A 14617-nucleotide genomic window follows, 5' to 3' on the forward strand; every position below is an offset into this window, starting at 1 on the left:
CGGGGGCGAGCCCGCGCGTGGCCGTCCGCGGCGGCGGAGACGGAAGGGCCCGTTCCTGGGATCAGGAGCGGGCCCTTCGAAGTGCGAGCGGTGGTACGGGCGCCGGTCAGTGGGCGGGCGCGCCCTGCGGCTGCTGAGGGGCGATGCCCAGCGCCGCCGCGTACTTGGCCAGCGCGAGCTTGCCGATGGCCGGGTACGGGCCGAGCGCCTCCGCGGCGGAGCAGCCCGCCTCCTTGGCGGCCTCCTCCAGCAGGGCGTTGTCGATCTCCGGGCCGATCAGGTAGGGCGCCAGCGCCAGCTGCTGGGAGCCGGAGCCGCGCAGCTGCTCGGCGGTGGCCGCGATCGCGCCCTCCTCGTCGAGCGCCGCCGCCATCACCGGCACGGCGAGGCGCGCGGCGAGCAGCATGCCGGTGATACCGGCCGCCTGTACGGCCTCCTCGCCGCCCACGGAGGCGAGGATGATGCCGTCGGCGGCGGTGGCCACGGTGAACAGCCGGGCGCGGTCGGCACGCGCCAGACCCGCCTCGGACAGGCGCACGTGCAGCGCCTCGGCGAGCAGCGGGTGCGGGCCGAGGGCGTCGGTCAGGTCGGCCGCGACACGGCTGTCCATGACGGCCTGACGGATCCGGCGCAGCAGCGCGTTGTCCGGGCCGGCGAGCAGCGGCACCACGACGGCGACGGGGCCGTCGGGCTCGGACACCTCGGCACCGGCGGCACGGGCCTGCTCGAAGCGGGCGGTGCGCTCCTCGGCGGCGCGCGCGAGCACGGACTGCAGGGTGGGGAACTCGGCGTCGTCGCCGTCGAGGTACCCGATACGGGCGTCGAGGCCGGGGAGCTCGGAGCGCGCGATGCTCACGACCTCCTCGGCGAGGCTGCGCGTGGCCGCGCTGGAGGTGCCCGGCACCGCGAGGACGAGCGCGGGCGCGCCCTCGGGGGCCGCCAGGGGCTCCGGACGGCGGTGCCGCCCGGGCTGGCGGGGTCGCGGCATTCGTACTGGCAGGCCGGACGCGGGTCCAGTGGGGGAGCTCATGGCGCCGCATGTTACTGGTTTCCTGGGCTCCCCTGTTCGGGGAGGGTGCAGGTGAGCGGTATCCGTCCGCTTTTGTCGGATGAGTTACGCGTGGATCAGAAATGCTCGGTAATGCCGGACATCGTTGCCCGAGGCGGACCGGACGCGCCGGGGGAGCGGGGCAACTCCGCCGGTCCCGAAGGGCGGAGAGGACCGACTGCGCGGTCCTGACGTGCGGCTACGGCGAAGCGGCGGCAGCCCCGCACGAACGGGCCCCGGACGAAGCCGGCTTGGGCTTCGACGGGTCCCGGTCGGGTCGGGCGGCGCCGGACGTGGACCGGCGCCGCCGCGGCCCCGGCCGGCCCGCCGGCGTCACGGCAGGCGCCAGTCCACCGGCTGCGCTCCCTGGCCGACCAGCAGTTCGTTGGCGCGGCTGAAGGGGCGGGAGCCGAAGAACCCGCGGTCCGCGGACATGGGTGACGGGTGCGCGGACTCCACGGCGGGCAGATCGCCGAGCAAGGGGCGTACGTTGCGGGCGTCGCGGCCCCACAGGACGGACACCAGCGGACGCCCGCGCGCGGCCAGCGCGCGGATCGCCTGCTCGGTGACCTCTTCCCAGCCCTTGCCGCGGTGGGCGGCCGGACTGCGGGGGGCCGTCGTCAGCGCCTTGTTGAGCAACAGCACGCCCTGCCGGGTCCAGGGCGTCAGATCGCCGTTGGACGGCTGGGGCAGCCCCAGGTCCGTGTTCAGCTCCCGGAAGATGTTGATCAGGCTGCCCGGCAGCGGACGGACGTCCGGAGCCACCGAGAACGACAGCCCCACGGCGTGCCCCGGGGTCGGATAGGGGTCCTGTCCGACGACGAGGACGCGGACCTCGTCGAACGGCTGCTGGAAGGCCCGTAGGACGTTCTGGCCGGCCGGGAGGTAGGTGCGTCCCGCGGCGATCTCCGCGCGGAGGAAGTCCCCCATCTCGGCGATCCGCCCGGCCACGGGTTCCAGGGCTTTCGCCCAGCCCGCTTCGACGATTTCATGCAAGGGTCGTGGTGCCACGGGCGTCACCCTACTGCCGTACACGCGACGGAGATCAACCGATGGCCGAACGCCCACCGGGGCGGGACGGCCCCGCCGACCGGCCCGTCCCGCCGTCGCCCGCCGCGAAGCGGCCCACTCCGGATCCGCGCATCCCGAAGCCGGCCGTCCCGCCCGCCCCGTGGGCGCTCGTCGGATCGCACCGCGCTCCTCCCCGGCGGCCGATCCGGTGCCGAACCGGTGGCGCCCGGTGGGGCGTTGCGCGTGGACCGGCCGGACTCACGGGCGTCGTGGCGCCTCCGGCCGACGTGAAGCCCTCCGCCCGTACTCACCGTGACCCGCGTTCCGGCCATGGCGATCACCTCCGTGACGACGACGTTGTCCCAGACATCCGCCAGTCTGCCTCCCGGCACTGACAGTCCCCGCGGTCCGGCTGCCGGTGGACGGAGCGCGAAGGACGCGTCGCGGGGCCCGTCGTGAGCATCGGAGGGACCGGGCCCGTATGGGAGGGCGACGTGGCATGTCCGTGCGGTCGTGAGGAGGACGCCGTTGATGGCGCCGTTCCGTGGTCCGAAGATCCCGAACGCCTGGCTGTGGAGGTGGCGGCGGAATCCCCTGCGGCGTCGCAGTGACACGCTGGAGGCCTGGGTCGTGCTCGTCGCCGGGGCGCTCACCGTGCTCGGCGGGGTGCTCGCCGGCCTCCTGGCGACGCACACCGTGGAGCACGGCCTGGCCCGGCAGCGCGCCGAGTGGCACTCCGTCCCGGCACTGCTCGCCGAGGACGTACCGAGCTCGACCGGGGTGGCGTCCGGAGCCGACATCGTGTGGGCGAAGGTCCGGTGGACCGCGGCGGACGGATCGCGGCACGACGGCCAGGCACGGGTGCCGGTCGGGAGTCACGAGGGGACCCCGGTCACCGTGTGGACGGACGACGGCGGCCGGCTCGTCACCAGGCCCGCCTCCCCCTCCCAGGCCCGGCTGCGGGCCTCGCTGGTCGGGATCCTGATGGGGGTGAGCGCCGGGGGAGTGCCGTTCGTCGGCGGGCGGCTGCTGCGCGGGCACATGGAACGGCGCCGGATGGAGCGGTGGGACGAGGAGTGGCAGCGGATCGGGCCGCTGTGGGGACGCAAGACCGGCTGACAGGGCGGTTCTCCCCCCGGCGCCGGAGGACGCCGTCCGGATGACCCGCCGACGCTCTCCGGAGCGATGCGTCAGAAGTACGGCGGTCGTTCGTCCTCGGAGGCAGCCGAGTCGCCGTGCCCGCCGGGTCGCTCCCCGTGCCGTCGCGGTGCGGCGACCTCCGTGCGGAGCGGGCCGTGGGCCTCGGCCGGACCCGTCAGGGCGGGCGCAGCCCGCGCGCGTCGGGTGCGCAGGTTCCCCTTCCGGGCCGGGTGCATGAGGGTTCCCGGCCGATTCCCGCCTTCCACAACACCCCCGCGTCCGCTGTCCGTTCCGCCGGGCGCCCGTTTTCGTCCGTCCCGTCCCGATCGGGCACCGTGCCGCCTTCCCGGCCGTCAGGGATCCCTAGACTGGGGCGGTTCACACGGCGCCCGGGGCGGCGCGCTCGGGACGAACCGGCGAGGGGGAGGAGACACGGTGGCGACAGAGGTCGGCGGGTTCGACGATCCGTCCGCCGAGGTCCTGGCGGAGGCGGCCGCGGCGTTCGGGCTGCTCGCCTCCTCGGCACGGCTGCACATCGTGTGGGCGCTGGCGCAGGGCGAGAGCGACGTGACCGGACTCGCCGAGCGGGTCGGCGGCGCGCTGCCCGCGGTGAGCCAGCATCTCACCAAGCTGAAGCTCGCCGGTCTCGTGCGGTCCCGGCGCGAGGGCAGGCGACAGGTCTACCTCGTCGACGACCCGGACGTGGTCACCGTCGTACGGCTCATGGTCGGCCAACTGACCGACCGGGCCGACGGGTCCGGCCGGTCCGGGGCGTCCGGGCTGCCCGCCCAAGGGGCGGTGCGGCGGCTGCGCGGCTTCGGCGCCTGAAGGTGCCGCGACCACCCGGCGCGTCCGGCATGTCCAGCACGTCCGGCCGACGTTCCCGGAAATCGATGTCATCGGGTCCGCAGGGGCCGGCGAGCCCCCCTCAAGACCCCTGGGAACCCGACGCCGTTCACGCCCTTCACGGACTCCACGGGCCCGGGGACTCCCACGACCCGTCCAGCCCGCCGTACGCGCGGCTCCCGGACGGTCCGACCACCCTCCAGGTCCTGCGGTGTCTGGACAGCGGTCCGCGGGGGCTGACCGAGGCGGAGGCCGCGGCCCGGCTGGTCCGGTTCGGCCCGCACGACATGCCGTCGCGGGACACGGAGTCCTGGCCGCGTCTGTTCGCGCGCGGCCTGCGCGAGCCCTTCACGGCGGTGCTGCTCTGCCTCGGTCTGGTGTCCGCCGCGGTCGCCGCGTGGGGCACGGCGTGCGTGATCCTCTCGCTGGTCAGCGTCAGTTGCGTCCTGCGCGCGTCGGGCGAGAGCCGGGCCGACCGCTCCCTGGCCGGCCTGCGCCGGCTGGTCGCCGAGACCGCGACCGTGGTCCGCCGCGCCGCCGACGGCATGCCGCCCGCGGTCCGGGACATCCCCGTCGGCGAACTGGTCCCCGGCGACGTCGTGCGTCTGGGACCGGGCGACCTGGTCCCGGCCGACGTACGCCTGCTGCGGGCGAACGGGCTGACCGTGCGTCAAGCGGCGTTGACCGGCGAGTCGTCCGCCGTCGTCAAGAACACGGCCGACGCCCCGGACACCACGTACGAGGACGGCCGGGCGGGCGACGAGCGGCAGGACCACGAGCGGCAGGACCACGAGCGGGACCGGCGGCGGGACGACGGGGCCGCCCGCCAGGGGGTCTTCGGGCAGCGTCAGCTCTGCTTCCAGGGCAGCGGTGTGGTGACCGGCAGCGGTACGGCGGTGGTGCTGGCGACGGGAGCACGGACGAGGTTCGCGGCCGCCCACGGCGATCCGGCCGGCGGACGGAACGGGTCGCGGGGCCGAGCGGCCGGCGCCGTCGACCGGTCCGCGGCGAGCATCTCCTCCGTCCTCGTCCGGTTCATGCTGCTCACCCCGCCGCTCGTCCTGACGGCGAACGCGGCGCTGCGCGGACGGGGCCTGGAGACCCTCCCGTTCGCCGTCGCGGTGGCCGTCGGTCTCACCCCCGAGATGCTGCCCGTCATCGTCAGCACGAGCCTCGCGCGGAGCGCGTCGCTGCTGGCCCGCACCCGTGGCGTGATCGTGAAGCGGCTGCCCGCGCTGCACGACCTCGGCGCGGTCGACGTGCTCTGCCTGGACAAGACCGGCACGCTCACCCAGGACCGGCCGGTCGTGGAGCGTGCCGTGGACGCGCTCGGAGCCGACGATCCCGAGGTGCTGCGGCTCGCCGCCGTCAACGCGTGGTGGACCCTGCAACTCGCCGAACCGCCCACGCCGGACGCCCTCGACGGCGCGCTGCTGGAGGCGGCCGACGCGGACGGGGCCGGACGGGAACCGGCCGCGGCGGGCGCGCGCCACGAGGCGGCGGAGGCGTACGGCGGGACGGCGCGGCCCCGCACCGGGATCGCGGCGGCCCACGGCGGCACCGGCACCGCGGCGGCCCACGGCGGAGCGGCGGATCCCCACGGCGGAGTGGCCGGGGCCCACAGCGGCGTGGGGCGGGCCCACGCCGAGGTGGCGGGGGCCTACGACGGAGTGGCGGCGCTGCCCTTCGATCCGCATCGCAGGATCGCCACCGCCGTCGTACGCCACCCGCGCCGGCTCGGCGTGCACACCGTGGTGGTCAAAGGGGCCGCCGAGGAGGTGCTGCGGCGCTGCGACCTCGCGCAGGACGAGCGGGACGCGCTCCTCGGACTCGCCGCCGACCGGGCGGACGAGGGACTGCGGGTGCTCGCGGTCGCCACCGCCGACCGTCCCGCACGCCGCCGTGGCTGGACCCCCGCCGACGAACGCGGCCTGACCTTCCGCGGGTTCGTCACCTTCCGCGACACGCTCGCGCCGACCGCCGCCGAGGCGCTGCGCGGACTGGGCGGCAGAGGCGTCTCGGTGAAGGTGCTGACCGGCGACCACCCGGGCACCGCGGTGCGCGCCTGCCGGGACCTCGGCCTGGAACCGGGCGAGGTCCGCACGGCGTACGAACTCGCCGGCCTGCCGGACGACGAACTCGCCGCGACGGTCCGCCGTACGACCGTGTTCGCCCGCTGCGCCCCCGAGGACAAGGCCCGGATCATCGCCTCGCTGCGGGCCGACGGGCACACGGTGGGCTTCCTCGGCGACGGTGTCAACGACCTGCCCGCGCTGCGGACCGCCGACGTCGGGATCGCGCCCCGCGACGCCGTCGACGTGGCACGGGAGAGCGCGGACGTGGTCCTCGCCGACAAGGACCTCGCCGCGATCGACCACGCCGTGACGGCCGGACGGCACAGCACCGTCACCGTCGCGACGTATCTGCGCGTCACGCTCTCCTCGAACCTCGGCAACGTCGTCGCGATGCTCGCCGCGGGACTCGCCCTGCCGTTCCTGCCGATGCTCCCGGCCCAGGTGCTGGCCCAGAACCTGTGCTTCGACGCGGCCCAACTCGCCTTCGCCCACGACCGGCCGCACCCCGACGCCCTGCGCCGGCCGGCCTCGTTGCGGCCCCGCCGGTTCCTGCGGTTCATCGCCGGTTTCGGTCTGCTCAACGCCGTCGCCGACCTGGCCACCTTCGCCGTCCTCGCGCTCGCCCTGCGCGGGCCGCACGCCATCGACGACGCGGCGGCGTTCCACTCCGGCTGGTTCACCGAGAACCTGACCACCCAGGCGCTGGCCATGCTGCTCCTGCGCACCACGCCGTCCCGGTCGTCCGGAGCCACCGGCCCCCGGGTCACCCCGCCCTCCGCCGGGCGCCCGCCGCGTCCCGTCGGCGCGGCGGCGGGAGCCCTCGCGCTCGCGGGTCTGCTGATCCCCCTCACCCCGCTCGGCGCGCTCCTCGGGATGATCCCGCTCCCACCCCTCTACTACGGCCTGCTCGCCACGGTCCTGGCGCTCTACGCGGGTGCCTTGACGGTGGCTCGGCGGCGGTACGAACGCCGGTCCTGACCCGCCCCGGGGACCCGGCGGCCGGGGTCTCGCGCGGAACGACGAGCCGAGGCCCGGCGGCCCGAACCCATGGTTGTACAGTTGCGCAAAGTGGCAATCTTCTTGGGGGCGGCGACCCATGGGACGCGCCTTCGACCGACGTGAGGAAGGGCGGGCGCACGATGCTCCGCAACGGACTGGAACCCTGGCACCTGCTGATCGTGGCGGTCGTCCTCATCGTGCTGTTCGGCTCGAAGAAGCTGCCGGACACCGCGCGGGCGCTCGGCAAGTCGATGCGCATCCTCAAGAGCGAGGTCAAGGCGATGAAGGACGAGGACCCCGTGCCGGCCGCCGGCCAGGGAAACCGCGGAGAGACGACGGCGGACGCCCCGCGGAACACCGGCGGGCAGACCGTCCCGCGGACGACGGCCGACGCCTCCGGCACCGCGCACTGACCCTCACGGTGCCGCTGCCGGGCCGGCGCGAGGGCCACCCGGCAGCGACACCGCCCAGGACTCAGTCCTCCCCGCCGTCCTCCTCGTCGCCCTCGAAGAAGTCGCCCACCTCGTCGACGACTTCGGCCGCCACGAGGCCGCCCACCACCCCTACCGCGAGTCCCGCGGCGCCCGCCGCGATCGCGGTCCCCATGCCGGGTCCGGAGTGCCGGCCTTCGTGCCCGTCGTGACCGGCCGTGTGCCCGTAGCCGTCCGCGCCCCCATGGCCGTACCCGCTCCCGGCCGCGTACGGGTCGCCGTGGCCGTACGAGGCATGTGAGCCGTACGACGCCCGGTGCCCGACCAACTCCTTGATCCAGCCGTCGACTTCGGTGTTCCAGTCGAGCGCGAAGGCGTCCTGATGGCTCACCGTGAATCGGGTGAGTGCGTCGTGTCCCGACCCGAACAGGCCACCGCGCTTGTCCGCCTCCAGGACGACCTCCATGCCGGCGGGAGTGGCGAGGAAGGTCAGCTCGATCTCGTTCACCGCGTGCGCGTACTGCGGCGCCGGGGTCAGCTCGATCTCCTGGTAGAAGGGCAACTGCTGGCCCGTGCCCCCGATGTGGCCGTACTCGAGGTCGGCCGACCGGAAGCCGAAGCCCAGTTGTCCCAGTGCCTCCAGCACCGCCTCCTGGACGGGCAACGGCCGTACCGTGAGCGGATCGAGGTCCCCCTTGTCCCGGGCGCCCGCCACGGCGAGCTCGGTCCGCACCCCGAGCACGATGCCCAGCGGCTGCCCGTACAGCTCGGTGACCGGCGTCTCCCAGGGCAGCGCCACCCGGAACGGGACGCTGCGCCGCTCCTCCGCGGCGAGCCGGAAACCGCCGCCGACGGTGAACCGGTCGAAGACGGCGGCGCCTTCGCTCTCCCCGTCCTCGTGCTCCGCCTCGACGCGGGCGATCAGATCGAGCCCGATGTGCTCGATCTCCACGTCCGTGCCACCGCCCTGGAGATGGACCTGTCCTGACAGGATCCCGCCGGGGGCCACCGCGCCGCCGTCGAGAACCGTGTCCACCGAGGGGCCGCCCGCGCCCATCGCCCCGAGCAGCTTCTTGAACACCATGCCGCTGTGGCTCCTTCACTGATCGCACTCGTCGTTCCGGACCGGCCCGGCGCCCACGCGCCGGGCCGGTCTGATCAGAACTGCGGGTGCGGGCAGAGAAGTTCCCAGGTCACCCGGACGGACGCAGCCTTCACGACACCCGGCTCATCCGGAGGACGGCGAACCGGGTGACTGCGTATCGGGTGACGGCGAACCGGGGGACGAAGCGGCCGTCGACGGACCCGGCGTCGGCGAACAGCCGGACGTCGCCGAGCCGGGGGCCGAGCCCGACGACGCGCGGAGGCGGCCCCGGCGGCCCGGGACGGGCAGCGCGGGCGGGGTGAGGAAGCCTTCCGCGCGGGCTGTTGCGATACCGATGCGGGGCAGGTCACTGCTCTTCTCGAACAGCAGGTAGCGGGGCTCCCAGACGGGCCGGTACTTGGCGTTGGCGCGGTACAGGGACTCGAGCTGCCACCAGCGGGAGAGGAAGATCAGCACCCTGCACCACAGCCGCAGCACCGGCCCGGCACCGAGCCTGGTGCCCCGGTCGAACACCGACCGGAACATCGCGAAATTCAGCGACAGCCGCTGCACCCCGAACTCCTGCGCCCGCAGCAGGAGTTCGATGACCATGAACTCCATCAGCCCGTTCTCGGAGTTCCGGTCACGGCGCATCAGGTCGAGCGAGAGCCCGGTCCCGCCCCAGGGCACGAAGCTCAGCACGGCCCGCGGCTCGGCATCACTGTCGTGGCACTCCAGCATGACGCAGCGGCCGTCGCACGGGTCGCCGAGCCGTCCCAGCGCCATGGAGAAGCCGCGTTCGGTCTCGCCGTCCCGCCAGTGGTCCGCCTTGTCGATCAGGGTCGCCATCTCCGCCTCGGGAATGTCGGCGTGGCGGCGGACACGGACCGTGTACCCGGCTCGGCGGATCCGCTTGTGCGCCTGGCGCACCCCGCGCATCGCACGTCCTTCGAGGGTGAAGTCCGCCCTTTCCACGATGGCTTCGTCACCCAGTTCGAGGGCGTCGAGACCGTGCCGGGCGTAGATGGTGCCCGCCTCCTCGCTCGCGCCCATCACGGCCGGGGTCCACGCGTGCCGGCGCGCCTCACGGAGCCACTCCTCGATCGCGCCGGGCCAGGCCTCCGGGTCGCCGATCGGGTCGCCCGAGGCCAGCGTCACCCCGCCGACCACGCGGTAGGCGATCGCCGCCTTGCCGGTCGGCGACCACATGACGGCCTTGTCGCGGCGCAGCGCGAAGTAGCCGAGCGAGTCGCGTTCGCCGTGCTTGGCCAGGAGCGCGCGCAGACGCTTCTCGTCGTCCTCGCCGAGGAGTTCACTGCCGCGCGGGGCGCGGAAGCACGCGTAGAGGACGAGCAGGAAGGTGGCGGCGACCATGACGTTCACGAGGACGTCCGCCCACCGCGGCGCGACGACGGAGTCGAGGCGGTCGGCGAGCGGGCCGACGCTGACCCCGCGCAGCAGCGTGTACGCGATCCGGTCGCTCAGCGGAGCTCCCGACACCTTGTTGGTGGCGCTCACCAGCAGTGTCCCGAGGACCCCGCTCACGAGGACGCCGCCCGCGCCGACGGCCAGCGCCAGCCGGGGGTTGGACCGGTCCCCGACGGCCCGGAACTCCTTGCGGCCGAGCAGCAGCGCGAGCACGAACAGGCCGGTGAACAGCGTCGAGAACCAGTTGAACGCGTGCCGCCGGAACGGGGCCTGGGTCAGGGCAAGTACGTACAGGGCGAACAGGGGTCCCGCCAGCAGCATGTTGAAGATCCACGCGGCTCGTTTGCGGCGCCTCATCACCAGGGCCAGGAAGAGCGCCAGGGCCGCCGAGACCAGGCCCGCGGTGGCCAGGTAGGGCGTGAAGAACTCACCCGCGTTGTGCTCGTGGACCTCCTCGCGGAACGGCAGCGAGACGACCGCCACCAGGTTGAGCAGTGCGAGGAGGCGCAGGTACCAGACGGTGGCGGCGGCCGCCCGCGGCCGCAGGCGTGGACGTGCGCCGTCGGCGGGCCCGTCGGCGGGAGCGGTCCGCCGCGACGTCGAGTTCCGCTGTCCGGGGACGAGCGCTGGCTGTTGTGCAGACACGGTGCAGCATCACCTTGGGGAGAGGGGTGGAAGGAGAGCCGTGGGGACGGGCCGGACGAACCTGTGCGCTTCCTGGGAACCGCAGAGCGGGCAAACCCTACATCCCGTGAGGAAAGGCGAGTTGTGTGCTCGGTGAGAAGCGGCGCGGAAGATTCCGGCACGCGGGTGCCGGCGGCCCCCGTACGACCGAAGTGCCTGGTCGGCGCGGTGAGCCAGGGGTAAGAGAGTGGTGAGAATCGAGGTGTGAGCGACAGGCCGACCATCGGCCGCGCCGGGGTGGCTAGTTCTTCGGGCCGCCCGGTGTGAAAGACCCCTCGGAACGGCTCGACGGTTCCCTCCCGGCGGCCCGAACCGGCTCCGGTCCCTCCAGCCGGCCGAGCAGGAAGGGGATCAAGCCCCGTTCCAGAAGAGCCAGTTGCCAGTCGAGGCAGGCCTGTCGCGCCTCGGCGCCGCCGGGTTCGCGGTCCTGCGGGGCGGGGCGGCGGCGGGTCGCCATCGACCAGAGCAGGTCGCCCAGAGCGGCCCCCGCCGTCACGGCGGCGAGGATCACCACCACCATGATCAGCCCGTCGTTCAGATGCGGGCGCACGTCCAGGGCGTGCAGATCGAACCCGCTCAGGACGTAGACGCCGGTGGCGACGACGCCGAGGCTGGGCAGCAGGAGGGTGGACACGGAGACGGAGCCCTCCTCCGCGTGCACGACGGCCCGCGCGGGGCCTTCGGGGCCGCTCGTGTGCGGCGAGCGGCCGGCGGGTGTCCGCAGGCCGAGGTAGTGGGCGTACTCGGCGGCGGCGGTCCGGGAGAGGGGGACGCGTGCCTCCAGTGCCTCGCGGCGCAGGTGTTCGCGCGTGTCCGCGGCGTCGGCGCGCTCCATCGCTGCCATGATCTCGGGGGAGTGCAGAGCCCGGTCCAGGACCCGCTCGAAGGTGTCGTCACCCGGCGCCGCCCGATCGGCGTCACGTTCCTTCACAGGGGTCCCCCGAGACGTATGAGGCTCATGACGAACTCATGAGGGCACAAACCCTACAGTATGTAGGGTTTGCGTCCGCCGCCGGGCGTCCCGCGGGCGCCCGGACCACCACGCGCCCTCGTCGTGTTTCCGCTGCCGCCCGTGTCACACCACCTCGTCCCACCCGGTCTATTCCGGTGTCGAACAACGGACAGAGGGAATCATGCGCGAGATTGTGATCGTCGGAGGCGGCTACGCGGGCTTCTACACCGCGTGGGGCCTCGAGAAGGCCCTGCGTACGGGTGAGGCGCGGGTGACGGTCGTCGACCCGCGCCCCTACATGACGTACCAGCCGTTCCTTCCCGAGGTGACGGCCGGCTCGGTCGAGGCGCGGCACGCGGCCGTGTCGTTGCGCCGTCATCTGCGCGGCACCCGGCTGATCGCCGGGAGCGTGACGGCGATCAGCAACGCCGACCGGGTGGTCACCGTCCGGTCCGCCGACGGGACCCACCAGGAACTCCGCTACGACACCCTCGTGGTCACCGCAGGGGCGGTGACCCGCACCTTCCCCGTGCCCGGTCTGGCGCAGCAGGCCATCGGCCTCAAGCACGTCGAGGAGGCCGTGGCCATCCGTGACCGGCTGATGACCGCCTTCGACCAGGCGGCGTCGTCACCGCCCGGCGCCGAGCGGCGGAAGCTGCTCACCGTGACGTTCGTGGGCGGGGGGTTCTCCGGGGTCGAGGGCTTCGGCGAACTGCTGTCGCTGGCGACCGCGATGCTCAGGTCGTATCCGGAACTCTCCTTCGAGGAGCTCTCGTTCCACCTGGTCGAGGCCCGTGGGCGCATTCTGCCCGAGGTGGGGGACGGTCCCGGCGCCTGGGTCGTGCGCGACCTCGAACGCCGCGGCGCGCACGTGCACCTGAACACCCAGCTCGTCTCCGTCGAGGGCGGGCACGTCGTGCTGTCCAGCGGTGAGGAGTTCGACTCGGCGCTGATCGTCTGGACCGCCGGCAACGCCTCGAACCCGGTCGTGCACAACCACACCGATCTGCCGGTCGACGAGCGGGGACTGGTCGTGGTCCGCGCGGACCTGCGGGTGGGTACCCCCGCCGAGCCCGTCCCGGACGTGTGGGCGGCCGGGGACGACGCGGCCGTACCGGACCTGGCCTCGCCCGTACCGGGGGCGCACACGGTCCCGAACGCCCAGAACGCCGTGCGGCAGGGCAGGCGGCTCGCGAAGAACATCGTGGCCGACCTGCGCGGAGGCAGGGTCCGGGAGTACCGGCACAGCAGTCTGGGAGTGGTGGCGACCCTGGGGCTGGGGCGCGGGATATTCCAGTACAAGGGCATCGTCGTCAAGGGGCTGCCGGCCTGGCTGATGCACCGCGGATACCACGTCCTGGCCGTGCCCACCTGGGAGCGGAAGGTCCGCGTGCTCGCCGTCTGGCTCACCGCCGCGCTGTTCGGCCGCGACCTGGTCTCCCTGGCCTCGGTCCAGCATCCCCGGGACGCGTTCCTCGCGGCTGGCGGGCCACGGCGCTCCGGAGGGAGCGCCGGTGCGGAGACGGGACACGGGGCCCCGTGAACCGACCGGAACGCCCAGGCCGCGCCCGGCGGCAGGAAGGCTTCCACCCCTCTGGAGGGCATCGTGGACACGAATGAGGAGGCCGCACGGGGCCTGGCCGACATCGAGGACTTCCTCCGCCGGGAGTCCTGTCTGGGAGCGGCGCACCGGCGTGCGGCGGACTTCACGGCGCGCGTGCCCGGCCTGACCCGGCGGCAGCGGGCCGACATCGAGGAGTGGTACGTCGAGGAGCAGCGGCACCTCGCCCGTCTGGTGACCGAGCACATCGCCGACACCATCGGCGAGGTGGAGCGGCGGCACCGGGCCCGCTTCGGGCGGTGGCTGCGGGGAACGCTGGCCGCGATGGCCCTCATCACCGCGGTGATGGCCGTGGTCAGCGTCGTGCTGGTCGTCGGCGCGTCGGCCTGAGACCCGTCCGGGCGACGACCGGTCAGCCCCGGTCGTCGCCCTCCGGTACGGGGCCCGCCGGCCGCGCGCCGTGCGGGACGGGCGGGGGGTTCCAGGGACGGAGCTTGTCGGGGTTGAGCACGATCGAGATCCCGGTGATGCGCCGGCCGGTGACCGTGAGGCTGATGACGGCGGCGACCTGATGGTCGTAGCGCGCGACGAGACCGGTGCGGCCGTTGACCGAATGGGCGGTCAGGGTGGTGCGCGGACGGAGGGCCAGCAGGGTCAGCAGGCTCGCCGCGACCTGCCGGCTGCCGTGCACGGGCCGTGCCAGCGCGCGGACCTTGCCGCCGCCGTCGAAGAGCGCCGTGGCGTCCGGGGCGAGCAGGGAGACGAGCCGTTCGCCGTCCTGCGCCGCGCAGGCCTCACGGACCGCGCGCGCGAGGACGTCGTGCCGGTGGGCCGAGGCCGGGACAGGGCGAGGTCCGCGCACGCGGGGAGGCGGCGGGCCGGCGAGCAGCGTGGCCGCCGTACGTCCGGCGCTCCCGGGCGGACCGCCCGGCATCGCGGGGCCGGCGGCGTCGTCCACCCCGCCGGGTCCGGTGAGCCGGCCGAGGCAGAGGCCGCCCGCGGTCCTCGCCAGCCAGGACCGGGGCACCTGGATGCGCCCGCGCGCCGCGTCGGGCAGTCCGTACCACCGGCGGTACGTCTCGTCGACCACGCGTTCCGCCGCGCCGGCGCTGCCGAGCATCCAGCAGGCCACGTCCAGCAGGTACCGCCGCTCGTCCAGCAACTCCGCGAGCGGCACCGCACCAGCACGGTCCATACGGCATTCTCCCTCACGGGCGGCCGTGTCACACGGTCGCGGACAGCGGTCTCCTCGGGATTCCACGGGCCTCGGGCGGTGTGGCGGGCCCGAGGTGACGGGCCGGTGCGTGAACGCCCGTGCCCGGACGGTGATGTCGTCGACTGCCGCCGGGTTGCGGCGG

At 74.1% G+C, this 14617-nt stretch carries 12 protein-coding genes; 6 read left to right on the forward strand and 6 right to left on the reverse strand.

Features of this window, described 5'->3' with window-relative positions; genetic code table 11:
• Positions 1-106: 106 nt before the first annotated feature.
• A complete protein-coding gene (locus OG776_RS35555) occupies positions 107-1030 on the reverse strand; it encodes a sirohydrochlorin chelatase (RefSeq protein ID WP_148012868.1) in 924 nt (307 codons plus the stop codon).
• A gap of 351 nt (positions 1031-1381) precedes the next feature.
• Entirely contained in the window at positions 1382-2059 is a 678-nt protein-coding gene (locus OG776_RS35560) for a uracil-DNA glycosylase (RefSeq protein WP_148012867.1), read from the reverse strand.
• Positions 2060-2590: 531 nt separating this feature from the next.
• Between OG776_RS35560 and OG776_RS35565 the strand changes: the two genes are divergently transcribed.
• The 4 genes from OG776_RS35565 to tatA all read left to right on the forward strand — a co-directional run bounded on the left by OG776_RS35565 (position 2591) and on the right by tatA (position 7532).
• Positions 2591-3178: an Rv1733c family protein gene (locus OG776_RS35565; RefSeq protein ID WP_148012866.1), complete on the forward strand. Its 588-nt coding sequence runs from the start codon at positions 2591-2593 to the stop codon at positions 3176-3178.
• A 456-nt stretch (positions 3179-3634) separates the two neighbouring features.
• Positions 3635-4027: an ArsR/SmtB family transcription factor gene (locus OG776_RS35570; protein ID WP_261994905.1), complete on the forward strand. Its 393-nt coding sequence runs from the start codon at positions 3635-3637 to the stop codon at positions 4025-4027.
• A 65-nt stretch (positions 4028-4092) separates the two neighbouring features.
• Entirely contained in the window at positions 4093-7098 is a 3006-nt protein-coding gene (locus OG776_RS35575; RefSeq protein WP_148012865.1) for a cation-translocating P-type ATPase, read from the forward strand.
• A 161-nt stretch (positions 7099-7259) separates the two neighbouring features.
• Positions 7260-7532, forward strand: a complete 273-nt coding sequence (gene tatA, locus OG776_RS35580; RefSeq protein ID WP_148012864.1) for a Sec-independent protein translocase subunit TatA — start codon at positions 7260-7262, stop codon at positions 7530-7532.
• 61 nt (positions 7533-7593) lie between these two features.
• Here tatA and OG776_RS35585 read toward each other — a convergent pair whose 3' ends face one another.
• From OG776_RS35585 to OG776_RS35595, 3 genes are all read right to left on the reverse strand, one after another.
• A complete protein-coding gene (locus OG776_RS35585; RefSeq protein WP_148012863.1) occupies positions 7594-8634 on the reverse strand; it encodes a sporulation protein in 1041 nt (346 codons plus the stop codon).
• A 144-nt stretch (positions 8635-8778) separates the two neighbouring features.
• Positions 8779-10707, reverse strand: coding sequence for a phosphatidylglycerol lysyltransferase domain-containing protein (locus OG776_RS35590; protein ID WP_148012862.1), 1929 nt, complete (start codon positions 10705-10707; stop codon positions 8779-8781).
• Positions 10708-10987: 280 nt separating this feature from the next.
• Entirely contained in the window at positions 10988-11677 is a 690-nt protein-coding gene (locus tag OG776_RS35595) for a hypothetical protein (protein WP_329323155.1), read from the reverse strand.
• Between the two features lie 202 nt (positions 11678-11879).
• On the opposite strand from OG776_RS35595, the gene OG776_RS35600 reads away from it, so the two are divergent.
• Together OG776_RS35600 and OG776_RS35605 are read left to right on the forward strand one after the other, a co-directional pair.
• Positions 11880-13241: an NAD(P)/FAD-dependent oxidoreductase gene (locus OG776_RS35600; protein ID WP_148012860.1), complete on the forward strand. Its 1362-nt coding sequence runs from the start codon at positions 11880-11882 to the stop codon at positions 13239-13241.
• A 63-nt stretch (positions 13242-13304) separates the two neighbouring features.
• Complete coding sequence (locus tag OG776_RS35605) at positions 13305-13649, forward strand: hypothetical protein (RefSeq protein WP_329323157.1); 345 nt, start codon at positions 13305-13307, stop codon at positions 13647-13649.
• Positions 13650-13671: 22 nt separating this feature from the next.
• Here the strand turns inward: OG776_RS35605 and OG776_RS35610 are convergent, their stop codons facing one another.
• On the reverse strand, positions 13672-14454 hold the full coding sequence (locus OG776_RS35610) for an RNA polymerase subunit sigma (protein ID WP_148012858.1): 783 nt from the start codon (positions 14452-14454) through the stop codon (positions 13672-13674).
• Positions 14455-14617: the final 163 nt, after the last annotated feature.

This window comes from Streptomyces sp. NBC_01689 (genome assembly GCF_036250675.1).
Classification (GTDB): domain Bacteria; phylum Actinomycetota; class Actinomycetes; order Streptomycetales; family Streptomycetaceae; genus Streptomyces.

What these genes read in the sequence shown, in the direction of transcription:
- OG776_RS35555 (WP_148012868.1), bottom strand. Translation starts at nt 1,030, where the DNA reads ATGAGCTCCCCCACTGGACCCGCGTCCGGCCTGCCAGTACGAATGCCG.
- OG776_RS35585 (WP_148012863.1), bottom strand. Translation starts at nt 8,634, where the DNA reads ATGGTGTTCAAGAAGCTGCTCGGGGCGATGGGCGCGGGCGGCCCCTCG.
- OG776_RS35600 (WP_148012860.1), top strand. Translation starts at nt 11,880, where the DNA reads ATGCGCGAGATTGTGATCGTCGGAGGCGGCTACGCGGGCTTCTACACC.
- OG776_RS35565 (WP_148012866.1), top strand. Translation starts at nt 2,591, where the DNA reads ATGGCGCCGTTCCGTGGTCCGAAGATCCCGAACGCCTGGCTGTGGAGG.
- OG776_RS35610 (WP_148012858.1), bottom strand. Translation starts at nt 14,454, where the DNA reads ATGGACCGTGCTGGTGCGGTGCCGCTCGCGGAGTTGCTGGACGAGCGG.
- tatA (WP_148012864.1), top strand. Translation starts at nt 7,260, where the DNA reads ATGCTCCGCAACGGACTGGAACCCTGGCACCTGCTGATCGTGGCGGTC.
- OG776_RS35575 (WP_148012865.1), top strand. Translation starts at nt 4,093, where the DNA reads ATGTCATCGGGTCCGCAGGGGCCGGCGAGCCCCCCTCAAGACCCCTGG.